Origin of the sequence: Pseudomonas sp. PSB11, from assembly GCF_014596605.1 — a bacterium.
Taxonomy (GTDB): Bacteria; Pseudomonadota; Gammaproteobacteria; order Pseudomonadales; family Pseudomonadaceae; genus Aquipseudomonas; species Aquipseudomonas umsongensis.
On record NZ_NOIO01000030.1, the window covers coordinates 50,540 to 75,135 of the forward strand.

General features: G+C 60.9%; 27 protein-coding genes. 15 read left to right on the forward strand and 12 right to left on the reverse strand.

Annotated features, from left to right (window positions below; translation table 11 throughout):
- Positions 1-7: 7 nt before the first annotated feature.
- From CGA21_RS25710 to CGA21_RS25720, 3 genes are all read right to left on the reverse strand, one after another.
- A complete protein-coding gene (locus CGA21_RS25710) occupies positions 8-706 on the reverse strand; it encodes a segregation and condensation protein A (protein WP_172901685.1) in 699 nt (232 codons plus the stop codon).
- Between the two features lie 120 nt (positions 707-826).
- Complete coding sequence (locus CGA21_RS25715; protein ID WP_033041944.1) at positions 827-1,456, reverse strand: L-threonylcarbamoyladenylate synthase; 630 nt, start codon at positions 1,454-1,456, stop codon at positions 827-829.
- A gap of 13 nt (positions 1,457-1,469) precedes the next feature.
- The gene (locus CGA21_RS25720) at positions 1,470-2,333 is read right to left on the reverse strand and encodes a PHP domain-containing protein (RefSeq protein WP_110752682.1); all 864 of its coding nucleotides are present in this window, start codon (positions 2,331-2,333) and stop codon (positions 1,470-1,472) included.
- An 87-nt stretch (positions 2,334-2,420) separates the two neighbouring features.
- On the opposite strand from CGA21_RS25720, the gene CGA21_RS25725 reads away from it, so the two are divergent.
- From CGA21_RS25725 to CGA21_RS25750, 6 genes are all read left to right on the forward strand, one after another.
- A complete protein-coding gene (locus tag CGA21_RS25725) occupies positions 2,421-3,017 on the forward strand; it encodes a septation protein A (protein WP_033041940.1) in 597 nt (198 codons plus the stop codon).
- 1 nt (position 3,018) lies between these two features.
- The gene (locus tag CGA21_RS25730; protein WP_008021382.1) at positions 3,019-3,318 is read left to right on the forward strand and encodes a YciI family protein; all 300 of its coding nucleotides are present in this window, start codon (positions 3,019-3,021) and stop codon (positions 3,316-3,318) included.
- 110 nt (positions 3,319-3,428) lie between these two features.
- Positions 3,429-3,842, forward strand: a complete 414-nt coding sequence (locus CGA21_RS25735; protein WP_110752680.1) for a translation initiation factor 2 — start codon at positions 3,429-3,431, stop codon at positions 3,840-3,842.
- Between the two features lie 7 nt (positions 3,843-3,849).
- On the forward strand, positions 3,850-4,527 hold the full coding sequence (locus CGA21_RS25740; RefSeq protein WP_008055526.1) for a response regulator transcription factor: 678 nt from the start codon (positions 3,850-3,852) through the stop codon (positions 4,525-4,527).
- A 197-nt stretch (positions 4,528-4,724) separates the two neighbouring features.
- Positions 4,725-5,171 (forward strand): Spy/CpxP family protein refolding chaperone, encoded by a 447-nt coding sequence (locus tag CGA21_RS25745; protein ID WP_110752678.1) that lies wholly within the window; start codon positions 4,725-4,727, stop codon positions 5,169-5,171.
- A 157-nt stretch (positions 5,172-5,328) separates the two neighbouring features.
- Positions 5,329-6,666, forward strand: a complete 1,338-nt coding sequence (locus CGA21_RS25750) for a sensor histidine kinase (protein WP_110752676.1) — start codon at positions 5,329-5,331, stop codon at positions 6,664-6,666.
- Between the two features lie 33 nt (positions 6,667-6,699).
- Here the strand turns inward: CGA21_RS25750 and CGA21_RS25755 are convergent, their stop codons facing one another.
- Complete coding sequence (locus CGA21_RS25755; protein ID WP_188265328.1) at positions 6,700-7,263, reverse strand: NAD(P)H nitroreductase; 564 nt, start codon at positions 7,261-7,263, stop codon at positions 6,700-6,702.
- A gap of 119 nt (positions 7,264-7,382) precedes the next feature.
- Between CGA21_RS25755 and CGA21_RS25760 the strand changes: the two genes are divergently transcribed.
- Complete coding sequence (locus CGA21_RS25760) at positions 7,383-8,837, forward strand: TrkH family potassium uptake protein (RefSeq protein ID WP_110752672.1); 1,455 nt, start codon at positions 7,383-7,385, stop codon at positions 8,835-8,837.
- Here CGA21_RS25760 and CGA21_RS25765 read toward each other — a convergent pair.
- Positions 8,794-9,855 (reverse strand): AraC family transcriptional regulator, encoded by a 1,062-nt coding sequence (locus CGA21_RS25765; RefSeq protein WP_223194262.1) that lies wholly within the window; start codon positions 9,853-9,855, stop codon positions 8,794-8,796. The genes CGA21_RS25760 and CGA21_RS25765 overlap by 44 nt on opposite strands.
- 161 nt (positions 9,856-10,016) lie before the next feature.
- Here CGA21_RS25765 and CGA21_RS25770 point away from each other — a divergent pair, with 161 nt between their 5' ends.
- Entirely contained in the window at positions 10,017-10,328 is a 312-nt protein-coding gene (locus CGA21_RS25770) for a DUF962 domain-containing protein (protein ID WP_033043007.1), read from the forward strand.
- A gap of 18 nt (positions 10,329-10,346) precedes the next feature.
- On the forward strand, positions 10,347-10,937 hold the full coding sequence (locus tag CGA21_RS25775) for an HD domain-containing protein (protein ID WP_188265329.1): 591 nt from the start codon (positions 10,347-10,349) through the stop codon (positions 10,935-10,937).
- A gap of 153 nt (positions 10,938-11,090) precedes the next feature.
- On the opposite strand, the gene CGA21_RS25780 is transcribed toward CGA21_RS25775, so the two are convergent.
- Positions 11,091-11,906 (reverse strand): UDP-2,3-diacylglucosamine diphosphatase, encoded by an 816-nt coding sequence (locus CGA21_RS25780; RefSeq protein WP_188265330.1) that lies wholly within the window; start codon positions 11,904-11,906, stop codon positions 11,091-11,093.
- 185 nt (positions 11,907-12,091) lie between these two features.
- On the opposite strand from CGA21_RS25780, the gene CGA21_RS25785 reads away from it, so the two are divergent.
- Positions 12,092-12,850 (forward strand): helix-turn-helix transcriptional regulator, encoded by a 759-nt coding sequence (locus tag CGA21_RS25785; RefSeq protein WP_188265331.1) that lies wholly within the window; start codon positions 12,092-12,094, stop codon positions 12,848-12,850.
- A 72-nt stretch (positions 12,851-12,922) separates the two neighbouring features.
- Positions 12,923-13,816, forward strand: a complete 894-nt coding sequence (locus CGA21_RS25790; protein WP_188265332.1) for a DMT family transporter — start codon at positions 12,923-12,925, stop codon at positions 13,814-13,816.
- On the opposite strand, the gene CGA21_RS25795 is transcribed toward CGA21_RS25790, so the two are convergent.
- From CGA21_RS25795 to recQ, 4 genes are all read right to left on the reverse strand, one after another.
- Positions 13,810-14,097 carry a SelT/SelW/SelH family protein gene (locus CGA21_RS25795; protein ID WP_110752661.1) on the reverse strand — a complete coding sequence of 96 codons (288 nt, stop codon included), beginning with the start codon at positions 14,095-14,097 and terminating at the stop codon, positions 13,810-13,812. The genes CGA21_RS25790 and CGA21_RS25795 overlap by 7 nt on opposite strands.
- 177 nt (positions 14,098-14,274) lie before the next feature.
- Positions 14,275-15,447: a hypothetical protein gene (locus tag CGA21_RS25800; RefSeq protein ID WP_188265333.1), complete on the reverse strand. Its 1,173-nt coding sequence runs from the start codon at positions 15,445-15,447 to the stop codon at positions 14,275-14,277.
- A gap of 128 nt (positions 15,448-15,575) precedes the next feature.
- Entirely contained in the window at positions 15,576-16,010 is a 435-nt protein-coding gene (locus CGA21_RS25805) for a MarR family transcriptional regulator (protein WP_008055544.1), read from the reverse strand.
- A 120-nt stretch (positions 16,011-16,130) separates the two neighbouring features.
- Positions 16,131-18,257, reverse strand: coding sequence for a DNA helicase RecQ (recQ, locus tag CGA21_RS25810; RefSeq protein ID WP_110752659.1), 2,127 nt, complete (start codon positions 18,255-18,257; stop codon positions 16,131-16,133).
- 391 nt (positions 18,258-18,648) lie between these two features.
- Between recQ and CGA21_RS25815 the strand changes: the two genes are divergently transcribed.
- From CGA21_RS25815 to lapD, 4 genes are all read left to right on the forward strand, one after another.
- Entirely contained in the window at positions 18,649-19,236 is a 588-nt protein-coding gene (locus tag CGA21_RS25815) for a YecA family protein (protein ID WP_020795388.1), read from the forward strand.
- A 10-nt stretch (positions 19,237-19,246) separates the two neighbouring features.
- Positions 19,247-19,642 carry a YbaN family protein gene (locus CGA21_RS25820; protein WP_110752657.1) on the forward strand — a complete coding sequence of 132 codons (396 nt, stop codon included), beginning with the start codon at positions 19,247-19,249 and terminating at the stop codon, positions 19,640-19,642.
- A gap of 79 nt (positions 19,643-19,721) precedes the next feature.
- A complete protein-coding gene (lapG, locus tag CGA21_RS25825; RefSeq protein ID WP_110752655.1) occupies positions 19,722-20,429 on the forward strand; it encodes a cysteine protease LapG in 708 nt (235 codons plus the stop codon).
- Between the two features lie 22 nt (positions 20,430-20,451).
- Positions 20,452-22,392, forward strand: coding sequence for a cyclic di-GMP receptor LapD (lapD, locus tag CGA21_RS25830; protein ID WP_188265334.1), 1,941 nt, complete (start codon positions 20,452-20,454; stop codon positions 22,390-22,392).
- Positions 22,393-22,431: 39 nt separating this feature from the next.
- Here the strand turns inward: lapD and CGA21_RS25835 are convergent, their stop codons facing one another.
- Both CGA21_RS25835 and CGA21_RS25840 read right to left on the reverse strand, forming a co-directional pair.
- Entirely contained in the window at positions 22,432-22,593 is a 162-nt protein-coding gene (locus tag CGA21_RS25835) for a hypothetical protein (protein ID WP_177411656.1), read from the reverse strand.
- 12 nt (positions 22,594-22,605) lie between these two features.
- A partial coding sequence (locus tag CGA21_RS25840; RefSeq protein ID WP_188265335.1) for a type I secretion C-terminal target domain-containing protein occupies positions 22,606-24,596 on the reverse strand: 1,991 nt, incomplete at its 5' end.

A 24,596-nucleotide genomic window follows, 5' to 3' on the forward strand; every position in this document is an offset into this window, starting at 1 on the left:
GGACTCGTTATTCGGCTCGTGCTCGGACGTGGATCGCGGCGAACGGCTCATTCTGCACCAGCTCGACCAAGGATTCCTTGACCAGTTCGAGGATCGCCATGAAGGTCACGACAACCCCCAAGCGCCCTTCCTCGGCGGTGAAAAGCTCGACAAACGGCACAAAACCGCCGCCCTTGAGCCGTTCCAGCACATCGCTCATGCGTTCGCGGGTGGACAGCGCCTCGCGGCTGACCTGATGGCTTTCGAACATGTCGCCACGGCGCAGCACCTCGGCCATGGACAGCAACAACTCTGACAAACGCACATCCGGCAACAGTTTGCGCGCCCGCGCCTCCGGGGCATCGAGCTTGGGCACGACCACGTCGCGACCAACCCGGCTAAGGCCGTCGATACCTTCGGCGGCGGCCTTGAAACGCTCGTATTCCTGCAAGCGGCGGATCAGTTCGGCGCGCGGGTCTTCTTCCTCGTCTTCGACGGTTTCAGCCCGTGGCAGCAGCATCCGCGACTTGATCTCGGCCAGCATCGCGGCCATCACCAGGTATTCGGCCGCCAGTTCCAGGCGCACCGACTGCATCAACTCGACATAGCCCATGTACTGCCGGGTGATTTCCGCCACCGGAATATCGAGGATATTGATGTTCTGTTTGCGGATCAGGTACAGCAGCAGGTCGAGCGGGCCTTCGAAGGCTTCGAGAAAGACTTCCAGCGCATCCGGCGGAATGTACAGGTCCAGCGGCATTTCCATGACCGCCTGGCCATAGACCATGGCGAAAGGCAGCTCTTGCTGGGCGCCGGCCTGGCTGTCGACGGGCTCCACTGCGGACATCTAGGCCTCGACCATGAACGGCGCAGGGTCACCGCAACCGACACGGATCACTTCCGGTTCGCCATCGGCGAGGTTGATCACGGTGGACGCCTTGATCCCGCCGAAACCGCCATCGATGATCAGGTCCACCTGATGCTCGAGCAACTGGCGCATTTCGTAGGGATCGGTCATCGGGTCATCATCGCCCGGCATGATCAACGTCACGCTCATCAGCGGTTCGCCCAGCTCTTCCAGCAGCGCCAGGGCAATCGGATGGCTCGGCACCCGCAGGCCGATGGTGCGCTTCTTCGGATGCAACAGCAGTCGCGGGACTTCGCGGGTGGCATTGAGGATGAAGGTGTAGGGTCCCGGAAGATGGGCCTTGAGAATGCGGAAAGTGCCCGTATCGATCTTGGCGAACAGACCCAGTTGTGACAAATCGCTGCAAATCAGCGCAAAGTTGTGCTTTTCATCGAGCTGACGCAGGCGGCGAACGCGCTCCACGGCGACCTTGTCGCCGATCTGGCAACCGATTGCGTAGGAGGAGTCCGTGGGATAAATCACCACCCCGCCCTTGCGGATGATCTCGACAGCCTGCTTGATCAGGCGCGCTTGCGGGTTTTCCGGATGAATCTGGAAAAATTGACTCACATTCTCTACCTGTTCAGACGGCGGCAATAATTGGGTCATGTTTGAATCGACACCACAGTGGTGGCAGATCCTCCGGGAGCGGGCGGTATTCACCGATCTCGGACCAGCCTCCAGGGCCATGAAAATCACTGCCGGCGCTGACCAGCAGACCGAACTCGCGGGCCAGGATCGCGAGGCTGCCCACTTGTTCGGCAGGCTGATAGCCATTGACCACCTCGATCGCGTGGCCCCCTGCTTGAATATAGTCGGCAATCAGGCGGCGACGCTTGCTGCGAGTGAATTCGTAATGCCAGGGATGGGCCAGGCTGACCCAGGCCTTGGCTGCGCGCAGGGTTTCGACGGTTTCTTCCAGGGTCGGCCAATGCTGCTTGACGTCTCCCAGCTTGCCGGCGCCCAGCCATTTGCGGAACGCTTCGGCGCGATCCTTGACGAAACCTTCGCGCACCATCCAGTCGGCGAAGTGCGGGCGGGCCGGTGCGTTGCCGCTGTCTCCCAGGGCCTGCTGGACTTCCCTTGCGCCGTCCAGCGCACCCGGCATGCCCTTGAGCGCCAGTTTGCGGCTGATTTCCTCGGAGCGTAGCCAGCGCCCATCGCGCAACCTGGCAATCGCCTCGACCAACGGCGCGGCATCGACGTCGAAGCCGTAGCCCAGCACGTGAATGGTCGCGCCGCCCCAGGTGCAGGACAACTCGACTCCGTTGACCAATTGCATCCCCAACTCATTCGCGGCGTGCCGGGCCTCATCGAGGCCTTCCAGGGTGTCGTGATCGGTCAAGGCCAGGACCTGCACACCTTTCTCGAAAGCACGCGCAACCAGAACCGCGGGCGCCAGGGCGCCATCGGAGGCCGTGCTATGGCAGTGCAAATCAACATTCACAGGGCTTTGTAACCTCAAATCAGCTGGCGCTATCGCGCGCCCATATGTTTGTTATTATGCCGCCACATCCTGCTTCTGGCTGCCACTGTGAAACAATTCATCGATTTCATCCCGCTCCTGCTGTTTTTCATCGTCTTCAAAATCGATCCACGGGTCGTCGACATTGCCGGCCACGAGGTCACTGTAGGCGGTATCTACAGTGCCACCGCGATGCTGATCATCAGCTCCCTGGTGGTCTACGGCACGCTGTTCATCAAGCAGCGCAAGCTGGAGAAGAGCCAGTGGCTGACCCTCATCGCCTGCCTGGTGTTCGGCAGCCTGACCCTGGCCTTCCACAGCGAGACCTTCCTGAAATGGAAAGCCCCGGTGGTCAACTGGCTGTTCGCCCTGGCTTTCATCGGCAGCCACTTCATCGGTGACCAACTGCTGATCAAACGCATCATGGGCCATGCGCTGACCCTGCCTGAGCCGGTCTGGACGCGCCTGAACATCGCCTGGATCGCGTTTTTCCTGTTTTGCGGCGCCGCCAACCTGTTCGTCGCGTTCACCTTCCAGAGCTACTGGGTCGACTTCAAGGTCTTCGGCAGCCTGGGCATGACTTTGCTGTTCCTGGTCGGCCAGGGCATCTACCTGTCCCGCCACCTGCACGACGCCGATACCACAACGCCGAAAACCGAGGACTGACATGCTTTACGCAATCATTGCCACAGACGTCGCCAACTCCCTGGAAGCCCGCCTGGCCGCACGGCCTGCACACCTCGAGCGCCTGCAAGCGCTCAAGGGCGAAGGTCGCATCGTATTGGCCGGCCCGCATCCGGCGGTCGACAGCAATGATCCGGGGGCAGCGGGTTTCACCGGCAGCCTGATCGTCGCCGAATTCGACTCCCTGAGCGCCGCACAGGCCTGGGCCGACGCCGATCCGTACATCGCCGCAGGCGTCTACGCCAACGTTCTGGTCAAGCCTTTCAAGCAAGTCCTCCCGTAAGCTCCCCCTGCGCGGTGAACCTTCTCGGTTCATCGCGTTCTCAATCGCTCATTAATCTCGTTTGCCTGCCGACAAACTCCCCAATATCCGTATTGGAATCAGGAGTCGCGATGCGCAAGGGTCCGTTGTGTCTGATGTTGGTCACGTTGTCGATCGTGGCGCCCGCCCACGGTGAGGAAGCCGCCGAGGGCGCGAACTCCACGCCGCTGTCCTTGAGCGCCGGCAGCCAGATCAACGAACTGCAGCAACGCTTGAAGGAAAGCGAGCGGCAACGAGAAGAACTGAGCAAACAATTGAACAATGCCGATGGCGAGCGCGAAAGCGTCCAACTGGCCCGGTTGCGCCAGGAGAACCAGCGACTCAAGCTGCAACTTCGGGAAGTGCAAGCCGGCAGTTCGATCCCGCGCTTATTGACCGATCAGCAACAGTGGTTCGTCATTGGCGCCGGGGTGGCGCTATTGGCCCTGCTCTGCGGTATCTTCGCCAGTGGTGCGAGGCGAAAACGTCGACAATGGCTGAATTGAGTGATCCATGAGCGAGTTGTTACTAATTGATGATGACCAGGAGCTTTGTGAGCTCCTGGGCAGTTGGCTGAGCCAGGAAGGGTTTCAGGTGCGCGCCTGTCATGACGGTCAGAGCGCGCGCCGCGCGCTGGCTGAAACTTCCCCGGCGGCCGTGGTATTGGACGTGATGTTGCCGGACGGCAGCGGCCTGGAACTGCTCAAGCAACTGCGCAGCGATCACCCCGACTTGCCGGTGCTGATGCTTTCAGCCCGCGGCGAACCCCTGGACCGCATCCTCGGCCTGGAACTCGGCGCCGACGACTACCTGGCCAAACCCTGCGACCCGCGGGAACTGACAGCGCGCCTGCGCGCCGTGTTGCGCCGCAGTCATCCCGCAGCGGTGTCCAGCCAGATGGAGCTGGGCGACCTGTGTTTCAGCCCGGTGCGTGGCGTGGTCAGCATCGATGAACAGGAATTCACCCTTACAGTTTCCGAAAGCCGCCTGCTCGAAGCCTTGCTCAAGCAGCCCGGCGAGCCGCTGGATAAACAGGAACTGGCGCAAATCGCCCTCGGTCGCAAGCTGACCCTGTACGACCGCAGCCTCGACATGCACGTCAGTAACCTGCGCAAGAAGATCGGCCCGCATCCTGATGGCCGCCCGCGCATCGTGGCTTTGCGTAGCCGCGGTTACTACTACAGTCTCTGACGCCACGCGATTCCCTGGATGGCGGTGTGACAGACACACCACGTCGCCAGGATCGCCAGCAAGCCGGCTCCTACAGGTCAGGTCAAATACAACACCATCTTTACCCAAGCTTTACGTACCGCTGACCGCCGCTGACCTTGATCTGCGTAATCTGTACTCATCCGGAACGTACCGGGAATGAGACAAGGAGATTCACCATGCGCAAGACTCTTATCGCTTTGATGTTCGCCGCCGCCCTGCCGACCGTTGCCATGGCCATGCCTGAAGGCGCAGGCCCAAGCGGCCCGATGGACGGTTCGCACCACGGCGGTCAGATGCACGGCATGCACGGCAAAGGCCCGTACAGCCAACTGGACCTGAGCCGCGAGCAGCGCGAGCAGATCCGCAAGATCATGGGCGAGCAGATGCATGAGCGTAAGCAAGTGGTCGACAAGTACCTGGAAAAACTCTCGCCAGCCGACCAGAAAGCCATGAAAGATGAAATGGCCGCCAACCACAAGAAAGCCGAAGCCGAGGTGCGTGCGTTGCTGAAACCGGATCAACAGAAGAAATTCGACGAGATCCAGAAAAAGCAGGCTGAACGTCGCGCCGAGTGGGCCGAATTCAAGGCCTGGAAAGCGCAACAGGCACAAAAAGCGCAATAATGCGCTAACCCGGATTAACCGCTGAACTGTGGGAGCGAGCCTGCTCGCGATGGACTTCAACGATAACGGGGGGCATCAGGTAGCCCGTGTTGTCCTTGAGTTTTTCGCGAGCATGCTCGCTCCTACAGGTGATTTTGTGTTTGCTTGAGGATTTTCTGTGCGCTCATTGTTCTGGCGAATCCTGGCCAGCTTTTGGCTGGCCATCGCCCTGGTTGCAGGGCTCTCCATTCTGCTCGGGCACATGCTCAACCAGGATGCGTGGATACTCAGTCGCCACCCAGGTCTCAATACACTGGCTGAGCAATGGACGCAGACTTACGAATCCCAGGGCGAAGACGCGGCCCAGGATCTTCTGCAGCAGCGCAAGCGCCAGTATCACATCGATGTCCAGGTCCTGAATGAAAGCGGCGACCCGGTCGTACGCGGTACCTTTCCGCGACGCGCCGCTGCGTTTGAAGCGCGGCAGAACAATGATGACCGTCGCTTGCCATGGCGTCGCCTGACGGATGAATACACCAGCGACAAAAGTGGTGACACCTATCTGTTCATCTACCGGATTCCACATCCGGAACTCGACGCCTGGCACCGCGAAAGCCTGCTCTGGCCGTTGAGTGCGCTGGGGATCGCATTAGTGGTGCTGACCCTGTTCAGCCTGTTGGTCACCTTGTCCATCACCCGCCCTCTGAGCCGCTTGCGCGGTGCGGTGCATGACCTGGGACAAACCACCTATCAACAGAACAGCCTGGTCAAACTGGCCAACCGCCGCGACGAATTCGGCGTACTGGCCAACGACTTCAATCGCATGGGCGCGCGCCTGCAAAGCCTGATCGGCAGTCAACGCCAGCTGCTGCGCGATGTGTCACACGAACTGCGTTCGCCCCTCGCTCGCCTGCGCATTGCGCTGGCATTGGCCGAGCGCGCCACGCCGCAGGAACGGGAGAAACTCTGGCCCCGCCTGACCCGCGAATGTGACCGCCTCGAAGCGTTGATCAGCGAAATCCTCGTGCTGGCACGGGTTGACGCCGATAACGCCAGTGCCGAAGAGGTGGATCTCAACGCCCTGCTCAATACGTTGCAAAAGGATGCACAACTGAGTTCACCCGATCAGCTCGTGCACCTTGAAGCCGAGTCGCAACTGACCCTCAAGGGTTGGCCGACGATGATCGAGCGAGCCGTGGACAATCTGTTGCGCAACGCCCAGCGCTTCAACCCGGCGGGCGGCCTGCCGATCGAAATGCAGGCGCTGCGGCAAGGAGAACGGATTGTGGTGACCGTGCGTGACCACGGGCCGGGGGCGGACGAGGAACATTTGAGCCAGCTGGGTGAGCCGTTCTATCGTGCGCCCGGGCAGACGGCGGCCGGGCATGGCCTGGGACTGGCGATTGCCCGGCGAGCGGCGGAACGGCATGGCGGAAGCCTGGTGCTGGCCAATCATCCGGAGGGCGGGTTCATTGCCAGCCTGGAATTGCCGCTGGTGCCGGGAGTCGCCGCCTGATTGATCGTTCCCACGCTCTGCTGGGAACGATCTTTATGCGGCTGGCCAGGCGCTGACGAACTCTGCCAGATCAACCTTCTCCGCAACGCGGGGTTCCTTCAGCGGCGTACCCAGGTACAGAAAGGCAATCACCTCTTCGCCTTCAGCCAACCCTAAGCCCTTGGCCACATGCGGCGAATAGGCCAGGTCCCCGGTACGCCAGACCGCACCAATACCTTGCGCATAGGCCGCCAGCAATATCCCGTGGGCTGCACAACCCGCCGCCAGCCGTTGCTCGGACTTCGGATACTTGACGTGATCCTGCACCCGCGCGATCACGACCACCACCAAGGGTGCCCGCAGCGGTCCGTTGCGTGCCTTGTCGATGGCCGCTTCGGTCACTTCAGCGTCCTGCAACTTCGCCGCTTCGGCCAGCAATTCGCCCATTTGCTCGCGCGCCGCGCCTTCGACCGTCAGGAAACGCCAGGGCTGCAAATGACCGTGGTCCGGGGCACGCATGGCTGCGGCAAACAGCACTTCACGTTGCGCCTGGGTGGGTGCCGGTTCGATCAGGCGCGGGACGGAAACACGGTTGAGCAAAACGTCGAGAGCCTGCATCGGCCACCTCCAGAAAAAATTGTGCGGCTATTCTAGCTGTAACTACTGAAGCAGTGCGGTTTACATGCCCCGCCCCGCAGGTAGAATGGCGCCCTCCTTACTTCAGCCGAGCGGATTTCATGGCGTTGCCGACCTTACGTCTCATTGGTTTCATCATCGGCATCTTCCTGATAACCCTGGCCATCGCCATGGTCGTGCCCATGGGTACGCTGGTGATCTTCGATCGCACCGGCGACCTGCCGTCGTTCCTCTGGGCGAGCATGATCACGTTTGTCGCGGGCCTCGCCCTGGTCATTCCCGGGCGCCCCGAGCATGTCCATTTGCGGCCACGGGACATGTACCTGCTGACTGTCAGCAGTTGGCTGGTGGTGTGTATCTTCGCCGCGCTGCCTTTCCTGCTGACCCAGCACATCAGCTACACCGATTCGTTCTTCGAAAGCATGTCCGGGATCACCGCCACCGGTTCGACGGTGCTCAACCACCTGGACGACATGTCCCCCGGCATCCTGATGTGGCGCTCGCTGTTGCACTGGATCGGCGGCATCGGATTCATCGGCATGGCGGTGGCGATCCTGCCGCTGCTGCGCATCGGTGGCATGCGGCTGTTCCAGACCGAATCCTCGGACCGCTCCGAGAAAGTCATGCCCCGCTCACACATGGTGGCGCGCCTGATCGTCGCGGCCTATGTCGGCATCACCATTTTCGGCAGCCTGGCGTTCTGGTGGGCCGGAATGAGTCCGTTCGATGCGATCAACCATGCGATGTCGGCGATTTCCACGGGCGGTTTTTCCACCTCGGACCAATCCCTGGCCAAGTGGACGCAGCCGGCGGTGCATTGGGTGGCCATCGTCATCATGATTCTCGGCAGCCTGCCGTTCACCCTGTATGTGGCGACCCTGCGCGGTAACCGCCGGGCGCTGATCAAGGACCAACAGGTCCAGGGCTTGCTCGGGATGCTGCTGGTGACCTGGCTGGTGCTCGGCACCTGGTACTGGTGGACCACCCAGTTGCATTGGCTGGAGGCGTTGCGACATGTGGCGCTGAACGTGACGTCGGTGGTCACCACCACCGGTTTCGCGCTGGGGGACTACAGCCTGTGGGGAAACTTCTCGCTGATGCTGTTCTTCTATCTGGGCTTTGTTGGCGGCTGCTCCGGCTCGACCGCTGGCGGGATCAAGATCTTCCGCTTCCAGGTCGCCTATATCCTGCTCAAGGCTAACCTTAACCAACTGATTCACCCACGGGCGGTGATCAAGCAGAAGTACAACGGTCACCGCCTCGATGAAGAGATCGTACGATCAATCCTGACCTTTTCCTTCTTCTTCGCGATTACCATCTGCGTGATCGCGCTATTGCTGTCACTGCTCGGGGTGGACTGGATGACCGCCCTGACCGGCGCCGCCAGCACCGTGTCCGGCGTCGGCCCGGGCCTGGGCGAGACCATCGGTCCGGCCGGCAACTTCGCCTCGCTGCCGGACGCCGCCAAATGGATCCTCTCGTTCGGCATGCTCTTGGGCCGACTGGAGATCATTACGGTGTTTGTGCTGTGTATTCCGGCGTTCTGGCGTCACTGACCGGCACCGGCGTTCCCGTCAATCGCGCCCGGTACTCGCCGGGCGTGGTGTCAAACCAGCGGCGGAACGCGCGGAAGAAATTGCTCGGATCAGCGAACCCCAGCAGGTAGGCAATTTCCAGCAGGGTCATGGTCGGCTGCGCCAGGTACTGTTCGGCCAGCTCACGGCGGGTGTCGTCGAGCAACGTCTGAAAACTCGTGCCCTCCTCCTGCAGACGCCGTTGCAGGGTGCGTTGCGACAGGTGCAACGTCTGCGCGACCGCATCGCGCTTGGGTTCGCCCTGGGGCAGCAATCGGCACAAAACCTGCCGCGCCTTGTGCGTGACTCGACTCTCGGAAAATCGCGCCAGGTATTCGCCGGCGAAGCGGTCGTGCAACAACGCCATGGCTTCGTTGGCCGTCGGCAGCGGCGCCTCCATGTCCGCCCGTTCGAAAATCAGCGCATCGTAGGGTGCGTTGAATACCAGTGGCGCATGGAAGGCTTGTTTGTAGGGTTCGAGATTGACCGGTTCAGCGCCTTGCACCAGGACCTTGCGCGGATGCAGCGTGCGCCCGGTCAGCCAGCCACACAGTGCCAGGGCGCAAGCCAGCGAGGCTTCGGCGCTTTGACGGGTAGGCGGCAAATGGTCGCCATGCACCGTCAGAATCAGCGCATAGCCCTCATCCAGCAGGCGGAAACTCAGGTCGGCGCTTTCGGCGATGATCCGCTGGTAGCGCACCAGCCGCTTGAACCCTTCGGCCAGGGTCTGGCTGGACATCAAGGCATAGCCCGTCACATGAAACTGCGCGGGCCGCACCACCTTGCCCATGTTCAGGCCGATCGCCGGGTTGCCGGACAGTTCAACCGCCCGTTGCCACAGTCGTGTCATGGAATCTTGCGGGAAGCGTGCATCCGGATCATCGAGTGCCGCGTAGTCGAGCCCCAGCTGCTTGAACAAAACCCGGCAATCCAGGCCGTCCATTTCCAGTGCTTTGACAATCCCCATCGCCCAGCTTGCAGAAGTCGTTCGTTCGCTCATGGCGTCTACTGTCTTGGTGAGCCGTCTGTCGCGGCAAGTTTTCCGAAGGATACTAAAGTGGCGCCTATTGTCACTGGCTGACGCCAATGATCACTCTAGACTCAAATAAGCTACCCGCCGAACAACTTGCGGCCAGAACAATGACCACAGAGATCGCAGTCGTGGAAAACATCAAGCGTTTCAACAGTTTCGCTGAGTTTTACCCGTATTACCTCAGCGAACACAGCAATAGCACCTGTCGACGATTGCACTTCATCGGCACGACGCTGGTGATTTTCATTCTGGCACTGACCATCGGTCGTGGCGCCTGGATGCTGTTGTGGGTTTTGCCGCTGGCGGGTTACAGCTTCGCCTGGGTCGGGCATTTCTTCTTCGAGAAGAATCGTCCTGCAACCTTCCAGCACCCTTTCTACAGCCTGCTCGGCGATTTCGTCATGTATCGCGACATGATTCTGGGACGTGTGCCGTTCTAGATCACCAGAGGATTGCCGATGAATGCCAATGCCCGTTTTACTCACATGAAGGATGGTACGCAGGAAGACTGGGCGATCATCGCCGCGGACTTCAGCGCCTATGCTCGTCAGTTGCCAATACGGATCGTCGCGCACCTGAAGTTACTGGAAGGTGACTTCGGTGGTTTCCCCGTGGACCGCCTGACCCACTCGCTGCAAACTGCCACCCGTGCCTGGCGCGATGGCCGCGACGAAGAATACGTCGTTTGCGCCCTGCTCCACGACATCGGCGACACCCTGGGTTCCTATAACCACCCGGACATCGCCGCCGCGATCCTCAAGCCTTTCGTCAGCCCTGAGAACCTGTGGATGGTGGAAAAGCACGGGATTTTCCAGGGCTATTACTTCTTCCATCACCTGGGCATGGATCGGCACCTGCGCGAACAATTTCGCGACCATCCGCAGTATCAGGCGACCATCGAGTTCTGTGCCAAGTACGATGCGGCGGCGTTTGATCCAGCGTATGACACGCTGCCGCTGAGTTTCTTCGAGCCTATGATGGAGCGCTTGTTTGCCCAGCCGAAGAATTCGCTCTACAAGGCGGCGATGGAGGAGTATTCACCGGTGTGAAGCCATTGCGATGTCGACTGTGCTGCCGTCTTCGCGGGCAAGCCCGCTCCCACAGTGATTTGTAGTGTTTGCCGGATTTGCGTTCTACCGCATACCCTGTTGGAGCGGGCTTGCCCGCGAAGAGGCCCGCTCAAACGCAGAATATCTATCAGGCTAGGCTGGCTCTGCGACTTTGATGGCCTTCAACTGCGCCTCCCGCGCCTGGGCATCGGCCAACCGATACAACTCGATCGTGCCATCCCAATGCTCGATCAGCGCCGTGCACGACTCCACCCAATCACCACAATTGAGGTAATCCACCTCGCCGACCTTGCGGATCTCGGCATGGTGAATGTGCCCGCACACCACCCCATGCAGCTCGCGCTTGACGCACTCATGGGCAATGGCCTCTTCAAAATCACTGATGAAGCTGACTGCAGTCTTGACCTTGTGCTTGAGGTACGCCGACAGCGACCAGTAACCGTAGCCATATCGGGCGCGCCAATGGTTGAGCCAGCGGTTGAGGGTCAGGGTGAATTCGTAGGCCGAGTCGCCGAGAAACGCCAGCCAGCGGTGATAGCGAGTGATCACGTCAAACTGATCGCCGTGGATCACCAGCAGGTGCCGGCCATCGGCGGTCACGTGCACCGCTTCGTCCACCAACTGGATATTGCCCAGGATCAGTTTCGAATAACGGCGCAGGAATTCGTCGTGGTTGCCGGTGACGTAGATGACCTCGGTGCCGCGCTTGCTCATGGTCAACAGGCGCCGGATCACATTGGTGTGCGCCTGGGGCCAGTACATGCCGCCGCGCAGTTTCCAGCCGTCGATGATATCGCCGACCAGGTAGATCCTGTCTGCGTGATAGCCCTTGAGAAACTGCGACAGGTGCTCGGCCTGACAATCGCGCGTGCCCAGGTGCACGTCGGAAATCCACAAGGTGCGCACACGTTGCTTACGACTGGGTTTGGCGAGCTCGGCGCTGGTCATGGGCGACCCTCAGGACAAGTTTTGGCAAGCTTGAACCGGTCGGGTTAATGACCCATGACAATGGCAAGTCAGTCCTGTGACGGCGCGCGCAAGCCGTGTCGGTGTAGACTGGGCCCTGACTCATCAACCCTGCAATGAGAGCCTGTAACGAAAGTTTGTAACGAGAGCCTGTAACGAGAGCCGCGATGAGACCGATCCTTACCCTGCGCCATTACACCCATGACCTGATCGTCCATAGCCACGAGCACGCGCAATTGGTGTTCGGGCTGTCGGGTGCGTTGGATTTCGAGGTCGACGGGCGTGGCAGCCAGGTGGTCCAGCAAAGCTTCGTGGTGATTCCCTCTGGTTTTCACCATGCCTGCGGTAGCCCCGACGGCAGTCGTTGCCTGGTCCTGGACGTGCCTGACGATCAATGGCTCGGCCAATCCCTGGGCGATCATGCCGATGCCAGTCGGCGCCTGCTCGACAACGCCGGTCGCTTGTCGCTGGATGCGGGACAGAGCCAACTGGTCGAATGGTTGGCCAACAGCCACGTCAATGACCCGGTGATCGCGCAACAGGGCGCGGTGCTACTACTGGCCAGCCTCAACAACACCAGGCCCGACTCGGTGGGTGGCCGGCGCCTGCCTTACGCCGCCTTGAATGCGCACATTGACCAATACGCCGCCTACCCGCTGCAAGTCGCCGACTTGGCCCGCGTAGCCGGTCTATCCAGCGCACGGTTGCATGCGCGGTTCGTGGCCGAATGCGGGCAGACGCCGATGGATTACATCCGCAGCCGACGCTTGCACAAGGCCATGAGCTTGCTGCGCCATTCGGCGCTGCCTATTGGCGAGATTGCCAGTCGGGTCGGCTACAGCTCCCAAAGCGCCTTTGCCGCTGCAGTGCTGCGCGAGTTCGGCGCGTCGCCCGGTAAGCTGCGGCGCGAGGCTGGCGACAAATAACGCGAGCCTGGCGACAGACACAGCGCCAGCGGGCGCGGTTAAATGGCCGTGCTCACTTTCTCAAGGATTGCCATGACTCCCCGTACCGCCCTGGGCGCCCTGCATATCGGCGCATTGATGTTCGGCTTGACTGGCGTATTCGGCAAACTTGCCGTCGCCTCTGCGTCAATCATCGTCTTCGGCCGGGCAGCATTCGCGGTGCTGGCGCTGGCGTGCTTTGCACGCTTCGCCAGCCAGACCCGCTGGCAGAAACTCGAAGCCGTGGATGTTCGCCGACTGTTGCTCAGCGGTTTGCTGCTGGCCGGGCACTGGGTGAGCTTCTTCGTTTCGGTGAAGATCGCAGGCGTAGCCATCGCCACCCTGGGCTTTGCCAGCTTCCCGGCCTTTACCGTGATCCTTGAAGGGCTGATTTTTCGCGAGCGCATCCGCGCCAATGAAATCCTGCTGGTGGCACTGGTCAGTGTCGGGCTGGTGCTGGTCACGCCTGAGTTCGACCTGGGCAGTGGCGCCACCACCGGCCTGCTCTGGTCGATCGCCTCGGGGCTGCTGTTTTCCCTGTTGTCGCTGACCAACCGCGCCAGCTCCGCGCGCATCCCGCCGGTGCAGGCGGCGTTGTGCCAGAACGTGGTGGTCGGATTATGCCTGCTGCCGGCAGCGGCCCCGCACCTGAGCGAAGTGCGAGCCATCGACTGGCTATGGATCGGTCTGCTCGGGGTGTTCTGCACCGGCGTTGCACACAGCCTGTTTGTCGCCAGCCTGGCGGTGATCAAGGCGCGGACCGCCGCTGTGGTCTTCGCCCTTGAGCCGGTTTACGGGATCACCATGGCCTGGCTGTTATTCAATGAAAACCCGACCCTGCGCATGCTGCTTGGCGGCACATTGATCATCGTCGCAATCGTGGTGTCCAGCAGGCATTCAAGCGGTTCCAGCAAAAAAGCCGTTGTCGCAGAGGCGGTGTCTCACTGAGTGCGATCGTTATGCCCCAGGTCGCGGTCTGGATCGATCTGGTCGCGGACTCGCTGCTTGAGCACCTTGGCCTCGGGGAAACCGCCGTCCGCCTTGCGCTCCCAGAGCTGTACCTGGTCACAGAAAATGTGAAAAACCCCGCCGGTGCCGGGCACCAGAGACACCTTGCCCAGGTCATCGCCAAAGGTGCTGAGCAGTTCCTGGGCCAGCCAGGCCGCACGCAAAAGCCACTGGCATTGGGTGCAATAGGTGATGACGATTTCCGGTTTGCTGGTGGTCATGATCGGCGAAATTCCTGAGGCGTAGGGCGTTACCATGATAACGGTCTTTATTGTCCGATATGAACGATTAGGCAGCACTGTAGGAGCCAGGCGTGCCCGCGAAGAACGATAACGCGGTGCAGCAGAGACACCGCGGCGCCCGGTTCGCCGGCATGTCGGATCGCCGCACCGTTGCCCCTAAAGTTTATCGTCCGGGAAAGCGGGTTCGATGGTCCATTCGATTTCGAGCTCGGGCAGCGCTGGCGCTTCGCTGGGTGGGGTGTTTTCCGTCGGGCCCAAATCCCAATTCGTATCCATCGACAAGTCGTCCAGATTCAACTGGAACTCATCGGTAGGTAACGGCTGCGAGGGCGCTGCCGTGGACAACACCGCCGATGTAACAAGCGCGACTGGGGCAAGAGTGCTCAATTGTGGAGGGTGGACGCGGGCCTCCTGAAGTGTTTTCTCATCGTGCGCTGCGGGTGGATTGATCGGCTGGTCATGTTGCGCTGGCTCTGGCGAAGCCTGACCCTGCTGTCGTTGACGACGCCCCCATGCAAGCAGCAGCGCCAAGGCCAGCAGCGTCACAAATCCAAGCATCCATAGCCAGTTCACCCCTGGTTCCTCAACCACGACCGGCACAGGTGCCACGACAACCGGCTCCGTTGGAGCCTGCTGGACCTGCGCCAATTGGGCTTGCAACTCGCTCACCTGCCTTTTCTCAACGGCGAGCTGTTCGTCCTGTGCCTGAAGCTTTGCGTTGAGCTCATCGAGGGTCGCCTGCAACTGCTGGTTGTGCAGGACACTGGCAGACAGCTGTTCTGCCAGAGGATCCACAGGTGTTGCCGGCGATTCCCTGTTTGCAGGCAAGGGTGCGACTGCCGGCTGAACACTGGGGAATGCCGAAGCAGGACGGTCCAGCGATGGTTCATCGCCAGTCGATGCAATGTCCGCGCCCCCCGGAGGATCGATGAGCACGGTGTACTCGCGCAACAAGCGGCCATTGGGCTGGTCGAGCTGAACGAGAAAATCCAGGTAGGGTTCCTTCACCGGTTTACTGGAGCTGACCCGGATCAGGCTGCGATCGCCTCGCAGGATGGGCGTGAATTTCAGGTCGTTGAGGAAAAACACACGCTCGACGCCGGCGCGACTGAACTCGTCCGCCGTTGCCAGGCGGACCGATAACTCGCCCTCTTCCAGTCCGGCAGCGTCCAGCAGGGCGATGTCAGCGCGCAGCGGCTGATTCAATGCCGAATGAAGGGTGATTTCACCCAGGCCCAACGCCGGCACCCAGGCCGAGTACGTGACGGCGGCACTGGCCAGCAACAGTCTGGCACCATACCGTACAACCAACAGCCGACTCTGGAGCATGAACATCCCTTAGGTCACCAAAAACCAATCTGCACGTGTTCGCGCATCCGGTACGAACACGATATTGCCGAGTAGTTCTTATAGACTGCCCAATACGCTCACTCAAAAGTCTGGTGGGAAGCTTTGTCTCAGGATTTTTCGAGGTTGGCCAGAATGTGCCCATGAACCCGCATGCAGACCTTTACATCGGCCTCATCGACACCCTCGAAGAGTTCATGTCGCAGTTGGGTGGCAATGGTTTCAATTTGTTCGATCAGGGGACGCGCCGGGGCACACAGCACGATTTTTTTCGCCCGACGGTCTTCCACCACCGCCTGACGTTGCACCAGGCCCTGGCTTTCCAGGCTGTCGAGCAGCCGGGCCAGGGTCGGTCCCTCGACACCGACGCTTTGCGCCAGCTCACGCTGGGTCGGGGCCTGTTCGAAGCGCGCCAGGTGCAGCAGCACCAGCCAGCGGGCCTGGGACAATCCCAGGCCGGCAAGACGACGGTCAAGCTCGGCACGCCAGCCACGCGACATCTGGGCCAGTTGCATGCCAAAACGGTGTTGATCGGTCAACGGCATAAAACACTCATGATCAGACTGAAATTAGAGAAATACTAATAATTAGTCAGCTAAGCATGAGCCTTGGCTGGAGGCAAGGCTTGTTCTGTACTGAATCGTTACATCAGCGGGACCGACCGCTCAAAGTTCGAATTCGGACTGCAGGGCGGCGCGAATACAGTACAAAACCCCTTCGGGCACCCGACCGGCAAACAGCGCGGAAATTTCCGACACGGGTGGCAGTTCGCCCTCACCGTCGAGGAACGCATCCTGGACTTCGCCCATCAAGTCCTCCGGTAGATCCAGCGCCTGTTCCAGTGACAGCTGCTGTTTGCCAATGGCTTCGGCGAGCATGGTGTAGACGTTCTTTTCCGAGCATTGCAACTGCCCGGCGATCTGCAACGGCGTCATGCCGGCACGCGCCAGGGTGATCAGTTCGTGGCGTAGGTCTGCCACCACTTTCGGTGCTTCCGCCTGGCCACCAAGGACTTCGAGGAAAGCCTCGCCATAACGCTCCAGCTTGCGCGCACCGACGCCACTGACACGGGCCATTTGCGCCAGCGAGGTGGGCTGGCTGCGCAGCATTTCCAGCAAGGTCGAATCGGGAAAAATGACGTACGGCGGTACGCCATGTTCTTCGGCCAACTTGCGGCGCAGGGCACGCAGGGCTTCCCACTGTTCACGCTCTTCACCCCGGACGAGCTGGCTCGCCTGGCTCTTGCTGCTCTTGGCTGTGGTTTGCGCCTTCAGGTCGCGACGCAGCTCAAGGGTCACTTCGCCTTTGAGCAGTGGCCGGCACGTGTCGCTCAGGCGCAGGCCGCCATAGCCTTCCAGATCGATGTCGGCCAGGCCACGGGCGACCAACTGGCGGAACAACGAACGCCACTCGCCTTCGGCCATTGCCTTGCCGACTCCGTACACCGAGAGGTGCTGATGCCCGAAGTTGCGCACCTTTTCGTTGTCCTTGCCCAGCAAGACATCCACCAGGTGCCCGACACCGTAGCGCTGGCCTGTCCGGTAGATTGCCGACAGTGCCTGGCGGGCGGGCTCGGTGGCGTCCCAGGTTTGCACGCCGTCGACACAGTTGTCGCAATGCCCGCAGGGCTCGGGCATTTCTTCATCAAAGTAGGCGAGCAATGTCTGGCGACGGCAGCGGGTTTCCTCGCACAGCGAGAGCATGGCATCGAGCTTGTGTTGCTCTAGACGCTTGTGGCGTTCGTCGCCTTCGGAGTTCTGCAACATTTGCTTGAGCATCACCACGTCTTGCAGGCCGTAGGCCATCCAGGCGTCGGCCGGCAAACCGTCACGGCCGCCGCGTCCGGTTTCCTGGTAATAGGCCTCAAGCGACTTAGGCAAGTCGAGGTGAGCGACAAAGCGCACGTTGGGTTTGTCGATGCCCATGCCAAAGGCCACGGTCGCGACCATGATCAGGCCTTCCTCGTTGAGGAAGCGCTTCTGGTTGTGGGCGCGCAGATCGTTGGGCAGGCCGGCGTGATACGGCAGCGCCGGGAAACCTTGTTCCGTGAGGAACGCGGCCACTTCCTCGACTTTCTTGCGCGACAGGCAATAGACGATGCCGGCATCGCTGCGACGCTCGGCGAGAAACGCCAACAACTGCTTGCGCGGCTGTTCCTTGGGCACGATGCGATAAAAGATGTTCGGCCGGTCGAAGCTCGACAGGAAGCGCTCGGCGTCCTGCAGGTGCAGGCGCGTGACGATCTCTTCACGGGTCCGCTTGTCGGCGGTGGCGGTCAGGGCGATGCGCGGGACGTCGGGGAACAGTTCCGCCAACTGGCCCAATTGCAGGTATTCCGGGCGAAAGTCATGACCCCATTGGGACACGCAATGGGCTTCGTCGATGGCGAACAGTGAGATGTCCAGCCCTTGCAGAAAGCTCAGCATGCGTGGCTGGACCAGGCGCTCGGGCGCGAGGTAGAGCATTTTCACCTCGCCGCGCCGGATCCTTGCCGCCAGGTCACGCTGTTGCTCGGCACTGAGCGTTGAGTTCAATGCCGCAGCGGCCACACCGAGCTCTTCGAGGGTCGCGACCTGATCGTCCATCAGCGCGATCAACGGCGAAACCACGACCGCCAGGCCATCGCGCAGCAGCGCCGGCACCTGGAAGCACAGGGATTTACCACCGCCGGTAGGCATCAGGACCAGGGCATCGCCGCCACTGGCCACGCGCTCAATGATTGCACCCTGGCGGCCACGGAAACTGTCGTAGCCGAAGATGTCCTTGAGGACGCGCTGAGCCTGTTCGAGCATAAAAACTCCAAAAATCACCGAAACATCCCTGCAAGGCTGGTACAGGACCCGCAACTTTGCACCGACAAATCGTAAGTACAGATTGCATGACGCTGTGTATTTGAGCCACGAAGCCAGCAGGGCATCACAAAACGCGCGAGTATACCCGACCCCTGTCCGGCAAAGGGCGCCACTGAGAAGAGGGAATCAACATGAGTTCTATGCAGGAGCTGCCGCAGGCTGTGATCTTTTGATTTTGTTTTTTTGCAAGCAAGATCAAAAGATCGCAGCCTGCGGCAGCTCCTACGGGAAATGCGGTGTCCATTAGGGTGCAAATATGCCGTGCGGCTGGCCCAAGCGCTCAAGAAGGCCTAGAATTCCCGCATCGAATATTCCCCAAGGTAGCCCTTTAATGTCCTTCGCTGAGCAACTAACCCGCCTGCAAGTCTTCCTCGACGCCGATGAACTGCATGACGAGGCGCTGGACTACGTGGCCGCCCACGGCTACCTCACCGCGCTGTCGATCTGTTCCGAAGTCGTTCCCGATCGTGAATGGATCGATGCCCTCTTCGCTGAAGAGCCGCATTACAGTAGCGAAGCCCAGCGCGAAGAGATCGAAGCCACGCTGATCGGCCTCAAGGCCCACATCGCCCGTCAACTGGCCTCCGATGAAGAGTTCGAGCTGCCGTGCGACCTGGACCTGGGCGAAGATCCGGACGATTCCGACCTGCGCGGCTGGTGCATCGGTTTCATGGAAGGCGTATTCCTGCGCGAAGAAGCCTGGTTCGAAACCGCCGAAGACGAAGTCAGCGAAATGCTGCTGCCGATCATGGTCGGTTCGGGCCTGTTCGACGAGCAACCGGAATTCTCCGACATTGCCGCCGACGCCAACCTGATGGACGACATGATCGTGCAGATCCCGGAAGCCCTGACTGCGCTGTACCTGCTGTGCAACGCACCGGACGAAAAACCGGCGATCCTCAAGCCACGTCACCACTAAGGTTTTGCCTATGGACAACCCCATAGGCAACCGCTCCCTGATGTTGCGCTACGTGCTGCTGGCTATCGGCTGGCTGAGCGTAGCGCTGGGGGTGCTCGGGATTTTCCTGCCGGTGTTACCCACCACACCCTTCCTGTTGCTGGCGGCTGCCTGTTTCGCCCGCAGTTCACCGCGTTTCTATCATTGGCTGGTGGAGCACCCGCGGCTCGGGCCATGGATCCGTGACTACCTCGAGGGTAACGGCATTCCGCTCAAGGGCAAGGTCTACGCCATCGGCCTGATGTGGACCAGCATCCTGTTCTCCTGCTACCTGGTGCCAATGCCTTGGGCACGAGGGTTCATGCTGACCAGTGCGGTGTTGGTGACCCTGTACATCCTTCGGCAGAAAACCCTGCGTAAATCCTGACGGTTACTCCCCCGCCCAAGGGTCGACGCCTACCCAACCACCACCTAGACTTCACCTCTCTGCATTCGAGCAGCCAGGCATGCCACGAAGTCCGGGTAGTCCAGAATGGTCAACATTCCGACTTCGGTTTGGCGCATGGCTGTTGCTGGTCAGTTTTCCTTTGGTTGTGCCTGGCAGTCCCTGGCCTCGCTGGGATTTCGCGCAGATCGCGCAAACCGCCGAAAAGCGTTATGCCCGCCTGGGACCGACACAGGGACGAATCCAGTCCTGGAGTGAAATGCTGCAAGGCGAACGCAACCTGCCCGAGCAGGAGCAATTGAAGGCGGTGAATCGCTACTTCAACCAGCAGCTGGATTTCCAGGACGATGCTCGCATCTGGCAGCAGAATGATTACTGGGCCACGCCGGTCGAGGCGCTGATCAAGGCCGCCGGCGATTGCGAAGACTACGCCCTGGCGAAATATTTCAGCCTGCGCCAACTGGGCATTCCCAGCGACAAGCTGCGCATTACTTACGTGAAGGCCCTGACCCAAAACCAGGCGCACATGGTGCTGACTTATTACAGCAGCCCCGGCGCCGAACCGCTGGTACTCGACAACCTGATCGGCGAAATCCGCCCCGCTTCGCAGCGCAAGGACCTGTTGCCGGTGTATGCGTTCAACGCCGAAGGCCTGTACCTGCCCGGCAAGCCTGGTAACCCGCGCAGCGGCGACTCGAAAAAGTTGTCTCGCTGGCAAGATGTCTTGCAAAAAATGCAAGCCGAAGGATTCGCCGTGGGCGACGGTTAGCCGCCACGCCAAGGAGCGCTCGATGAAACTGCGCAACCAGTTGTTTCTCGCCATCTGCCTGTTCTTGCTGGTGGCCTTCAGCGGCAGTTTTTATGCCAGCCTGGAAAGTTCTCGCGAGCAGACGCTTGGGCAGTTGCGCGCCCACGCCCAAGACGCCGCAACCGCCCTGGGCCTGACCTTGACCACACAAATCGACGACCCGGCCATGATGGAGTTGATGGTCAGTTCGATTTTCGACAGTGGCTATTTCAGCGATATCCGCGTCACCCACCTCGAGAACCGGCAGGTGCTGGTGCAGCGCAGCAATCCTGAACAAATCGATGGCGTGCCTGGCTGGTTCGTCAACCTGGTTAATTTGCGTCCCGAGGGGGGCGATGCACTGATCACCCGGGGCTGGCAACAGGTGGCGCGGGTCGAGGTGTTGAGCAATCCACAATTCGCCCTGGCCAAACTCTGGGACAGCACACTGGGCAGTCTTGTCTGGCTGTTGCTCTGCGGGCTGCTCAGTGCGGTGTTCGGCGGCTGGTTGCTGCGTCGACAATTTCGTCCGCTCGACAACATGGTCCGCCAGGCGGAAGCCATCAGCAAACGCGAGTTTCTCAGCTTGCCGACGCTGCCGCGCACACCGGAATTGAAACGTGTAGTGCTGGCGATGAACCAGATGGTCGAGAAACTCAAGACGCTGTTCGCCGAAGAGGCTGCGCGCAGTGAAAAACTGCTCAACGAATCCTATCAGGACAGCCTGACAGGGCTGGCCAACCGGCGATTGCTCGATGAACAACTGGCCGATCAATTACTGGTCACCGAGCAAAATGGCGATGGTCACCTGCTGATGCTGCGGCTAAACGACCTGGCCGGCCTCAATCAGCGCCTCGGCGGGCAGCGCACCGATGCGTTGATCCGCGCGGTCGGCGAATTGCTCAAGCGCCTGACTCAAGTTCCGCAACGTCGCACCTGGCTGGCAGCACGCAATCGCGGCGGCGAATTCAGCCTGCTGGCACCGGACCTCGATACCGAGGATGCAACACGCCTGGCCGCCGAGATCAGCGCCACCCTGGAGAACCTGCGCCTGACCGGTGACAGTGATTGCATGCCCGTCGCCCATCTGGGCATCGTCGCCTTCCACCCCGGCGATCCGGCAAGCCACGTACTGCACCAACTGGACCAGGCACTGAACGAAGCCCGGCAGCATCCCGAGCGCCCCTGGACTGTGTTGGGCCGTAGCGACAGTGCGCCAAAGCAGGCACAACAGCACTGGCATGCCTGGCTCGACGACGCCCTGAACGAAGGGAAACTGCAGTTGTATTTCCAACCGGTGGTGCAATGCGCCGACACCCGCCAGGTGCTGCATCACAAGGTCCTTGCACGCCTGCTCGATCCACAGGGCGAAGCGATTGCCGCCGGCCAGTTCTTGCCGTGGATCGAGCGTTTTGGCTGGTCGGCACGATTCGACCTGGCGATGCTTGAAGCCACCCTCGAATACCTCGTCGTCAACCGTTTGCCGCTGGCGTTGAGCCTGTCCGGCAGCACCTTGCGCGATCAGGCGCAGGTGCAACTGATCCTCGACATGCTCGAATCCCTGCCGGAACTGGCGCCCTTGCTGACCCTGGAAATCGATGAGCGCCAACTGCCGCCGCCGGACCAGTTGCAACGCTTGAGCCACAGCCTGCTCGACACCGGTTACCGTATCGGGCTGCAGCATTTTGGCGGTCATTTCAGCCAGATTGGCAACCTCACTCAACTGGGATTGGCGTACCTTAAAATCGACGGGGCCTACATCCGTGGCATCGATGTTGAGCGTGACAAACGACTGTTCATCGAGGCGGTTTGCCGCACGACCCACAGCATCGACTTGCCCTTGATAGCGGAGAAAATAGAAACCCAGGGCGAGTTGGACACGATCAGGGCACTGGGGGTGTTTGGCGTGATGGGGCGTTTGGTCGGGCAGCCGCTGCCGATGTGATTTGCAAAGGTTCGCACACAGAAAAAACCGCAGCCCCTTTCACAGGGACTGTGGTTTTTTGGGCTTATCCCCTGTAGGAGCGAGCATGCTCGCGATGATCTCAAGTGCACCGCGTGCATCCAGGATCCCCGCGTCATCGTTGACGTCCATCGCGAGCTTGCTCGCTCCTACAGGGATATCGGCGTTCAACCAGTTTTTCATTGCGGTTTCAGGTCACACGGTATCCACCTTCAACGAGTGGTCATTGAGCATACCGTTGATGATGGTGGCCGTGTCCGCGCCGCCGATGACCCCGCCCGCCCCCGGCGTCACCCCATAGTGACTGGCCAGGTTGACACCCGCCAGGTCGATGGTCTGGTTCGGCGCCGCACCAGCCATGGCACTGACGTCGATGCTGGTCACCAGTGAAGCGCCGCTGCCGCTGACGGTAAAATGCAGGTAGTCATCCAGTGAGGCGGCGGTACTGTTCTCCCCTTGCAGCAATTGCGACAGGTCCAGCTTGTCGGCCCCCGGCGTAAAGTCGGTGATGACGTCGTGGCCGCTGTTGCCGTTGAGCCACTGGAAGGTGTCGGCACCACTGCCGCCGGTCAGGGTGTTGTTGCCCAACCCGCCGATCAGGAAGTCGTCACCACCCTCGCCGTTGAGCACGTCGTTGCCCAGGCCGCCGGTGATGATATTGCTGTTGTGGTCTCCCGTAAGTGCGTCATTGAAATTGGAGCCGGTCAGGTTTTCGATGGCGGTCAAGGTGTCAGTGCCGGCACCGAAGGTGTCCTGTGCGCCAGTCTCGCCGAGATTGACCGTGACGCCGGCAGTGGCGTGGGCATAACTGGCGGTGTCGATGCCCGTACCACCATCGAGCAGATCGTTGCCCGGGCCGCTGTAGAGCAAGTCATTGCCGTCACCGGCATGGATGATGGCGTCGCCATTGCCGGCTACCAGCGTGTCATCCCCCGCTGTCCCGGTGAGGGTGTGGCCATCCTGGTAGCTGATGTCGCTGCCGCCATGGTTATCGCTGGCGCTGTAGGTGTCATGGTTGTCCGGTGCCATGTCGTGGGCCCCGGAGTAATCGACGGTCAGCTTCAACTGGTAGTTTTCAGCATCGCCAGCACTTGGGTCCGGACCATCAGGGAGGCTGGTGACGTGGATGTGATAGGTCGCATCCGTCGTCGCCGTGATGGTCTGGCCGTCAGCGACGGCGACGTAGGCGCCATCGTTGATCGAGTACTCCATGCTGACGTGGCCGGCGGCGAGGTTGTGATCCAGGTTGAGGGTTTCCCCCTGTTTGAGATTAACGGTGATCAGGTCATGGTCGTGGTTGCCGTTGACTGACCCCAGCGCTCCGCTGACCACCAGCACTGCGGTCATGGCTGCCGTATTGGCGACGAACGCACTGCGGGCAATGGCGGCATTGCTGCCGGTCAGGCTGTAGATCTGTTGGGTCCCGGTAAAGTCCGCGCCTTTGGCTATCAGGTCCTGACCGTCCTGGTTCAGGGTTTTGGCGTAGACGGTCACGTCGCTGTCGCAGGACGGCACGAGGCTGCTGTTGTGCACGTCGATGGTCACGGTGGTAGTGCTTTCGTCACCGTCGCCATCGCGCAGGGTATAGGTGAACACATCGCTCGCGCCCGGGCCGCTGACTGAGTTCGGGTAGCTGTGGTACAGCGCATTGCCCGCGGCATCCAGCGTCAGGTAGCCGTAGGTGCCGTTGATCTGGCTGTTCAGGCCGCCATGTACCGGGGTCGAAGTGTCGTCGCCGGCACGCACACCGACCACGCCGCCGCCGGCGAACTGACCATCGGCGCCTACGTGGTCGTTCCACAACACATTGCCGCCGATGTAGCCGCCCTCTCCCACCGAGGTGGCATCGGCGATAGCGGTCGGTACGTCATCGACTATGTTGACCACGATGGTGCTGGTGGCGATGTTGCCCAGGGCGTCGGTGGCCTGGTAGGTAAAACTTTCGTGCAGGGTGTTGGCGCCGTCGTTGGCCGCCGGTGTGGTGCTGGCCGGGCCGGCCAGGGTGTAGGTGTAGCTGCCGTCGGGGTGCAGCAGCAGTTGGCCGTAGGTGCCGATGGCGTTGCTGACCAGGCTGTAGGTGATGGCGCCGCTGCCGCCATGGACCGCACCGACCAGGGTGCCACTGGCGGTTTCGCCGGTGTCGCACGGCTGGTCCAGGGCTTTTTCGTACACGGTGACGTCCTGAT

Excerpts from the sequence above, each read along its gene's own strand:
- CGA21_RS25730 (WP_008021382.1), top strand. The coding sequence starts at position 3,019 with ATGCTTTACGCAATCATTGCCACAGACGTCGCCAACTCCCTGGAAGCC.
- CGA21_RS25735 (WP_110752680.1), top strand. The coding sequence starts at position 3,429 with ATGCGCAAGGGTCCGTTGTGTCTGATGTTGGTCACGTTGTCGATCGTG.
- CGA21_RS25740 (WP_008055526.1), top strand. The coding sequence starts at position 3,850 with ATGAGCGAGTTGTTACTAATTGATGATGACCAGGAGCTTTGTGAGCTC.
- CGA21_RS25745 (WP_110752678.1), top strand. The coding sequence starts at position 4,725 with ATGCGCAAGACTCTTATCGCTTTGATGTTCGCCGCCGCCCTGCCGACC.
- CGA21_RS25755 (WP_188265328.1), bottom strand. The coding sequence starts at position 7,263 with ATGCAGGCTCTCGACGTTTTGCTCAACCGTGTTTCCGTCCCGCGCCTG.
- CGA21_RS25760 (WP_110752672.1), top strand. The coding sequence starts at position 7,383 with ATGGCGTTGCCGACCTTACGTCTCATTGGTTTCATCATCGGCATCTTC.
- CGA21_RS25765 (WP_223194262.1), bottom strand. The coding sequence starts at position 9,855 with ATGAGCGAACGAACGACTTCTGCAAGCTGGGCGATGGGGATTGTCAAA.
- CGA21_RS25775 (WP_188265329.1), top strand. The coding sequence starts at position 10,347 with ATGAATGCCAATGCCCGTTTTACTCACATGAAGGATGGTACGCAGGAA.
- CGA21_RS25780 (WP_188265330.1), bottom strand. The coding sequence starts at position 11,906 with ATGACCAGCGCCGAGCTCGCCAAACCCAGTCGTAAGCAACGTGTGCGC.
- CGA21_RS25785 (WP_188265331.1), top strand. The coding sequence starts at position 12,092 with ATGAGACCGATCCTTACCCTGCGCCATTACACCCATGACCTGATCGTC.
- CGA21_RS25790 (WP_188265332.1), top strand. The coding sequence starts at position 12,923 with ATGACTCCCCGTACCGCCCTGGGCGCCCTGCATATCGGCGCATTGATG.
- CGA21_RS25795 (WP_110752661.1), bottom strand. The coding sequence starts at position 14,097 with ATGACCACCAGCAAACCGGAAATCGTCATCACCTATTGCACCCAATGC.
- CGA21_RS25800 (WP_188265333.1), bottom strand. The coding sequence starts at position 15,447 with ATGCTCCAGAGTCGGCTGTTGGTTGTACGGTATGGTGCCAGACTGTTG.
- CGA21_RS25805 (WP_008055544.1), bottom strand. The coding sequence starts at position 16,010 with ATGCCGTTGACCGATCAACACCGTTTTGGCATGCAACTGGCCCAGATG.
- recQ (WP_110752659.1), bottom strand. The coding sequence starts at position 18,257 with ATGCTCGAACAGGCTCAGCGCGTCCTCAAGGACATCTTCGGCTACGAC.
- CGA21_RS25815 (WP_020795388.1), top strand. The coding sequence starts at position 18,649 with ATGTCCTTCGCTGAGCAACTAACCCGCCTGCAAGTCTTCCTCGACGCC.
- CGA21_RS25820 (WP_110752657.1), top strand. The coding sequence starts at position 19,247 with ATGGACAACCCCATAGGCAACCGCTCCCTGATGTTGCGCTACGTGCTG.
- lapG (WP_110752655.1), top strand. The coding sequence starts at position 19,722 with ATGCCACGAAGTCCGGGTAGTCCAGAATGGTCAACATTCCGACTTCGG.
- lapD (WP_188265334.1), top strand. The coding sequence starts at position 20,452 with ATGAAACTGCGCAACCAGTTGTTTCTCGCCATCTGCCTGTTCTTGCTG.
- CGA21_RS25835 (WP_177411656.1), bottom strand. The coding sequence starts at position 22,593 with ATGAAAAACTGGTTGAACGCCGATATCCCTGTAGGAGCGAGCAAGCTC.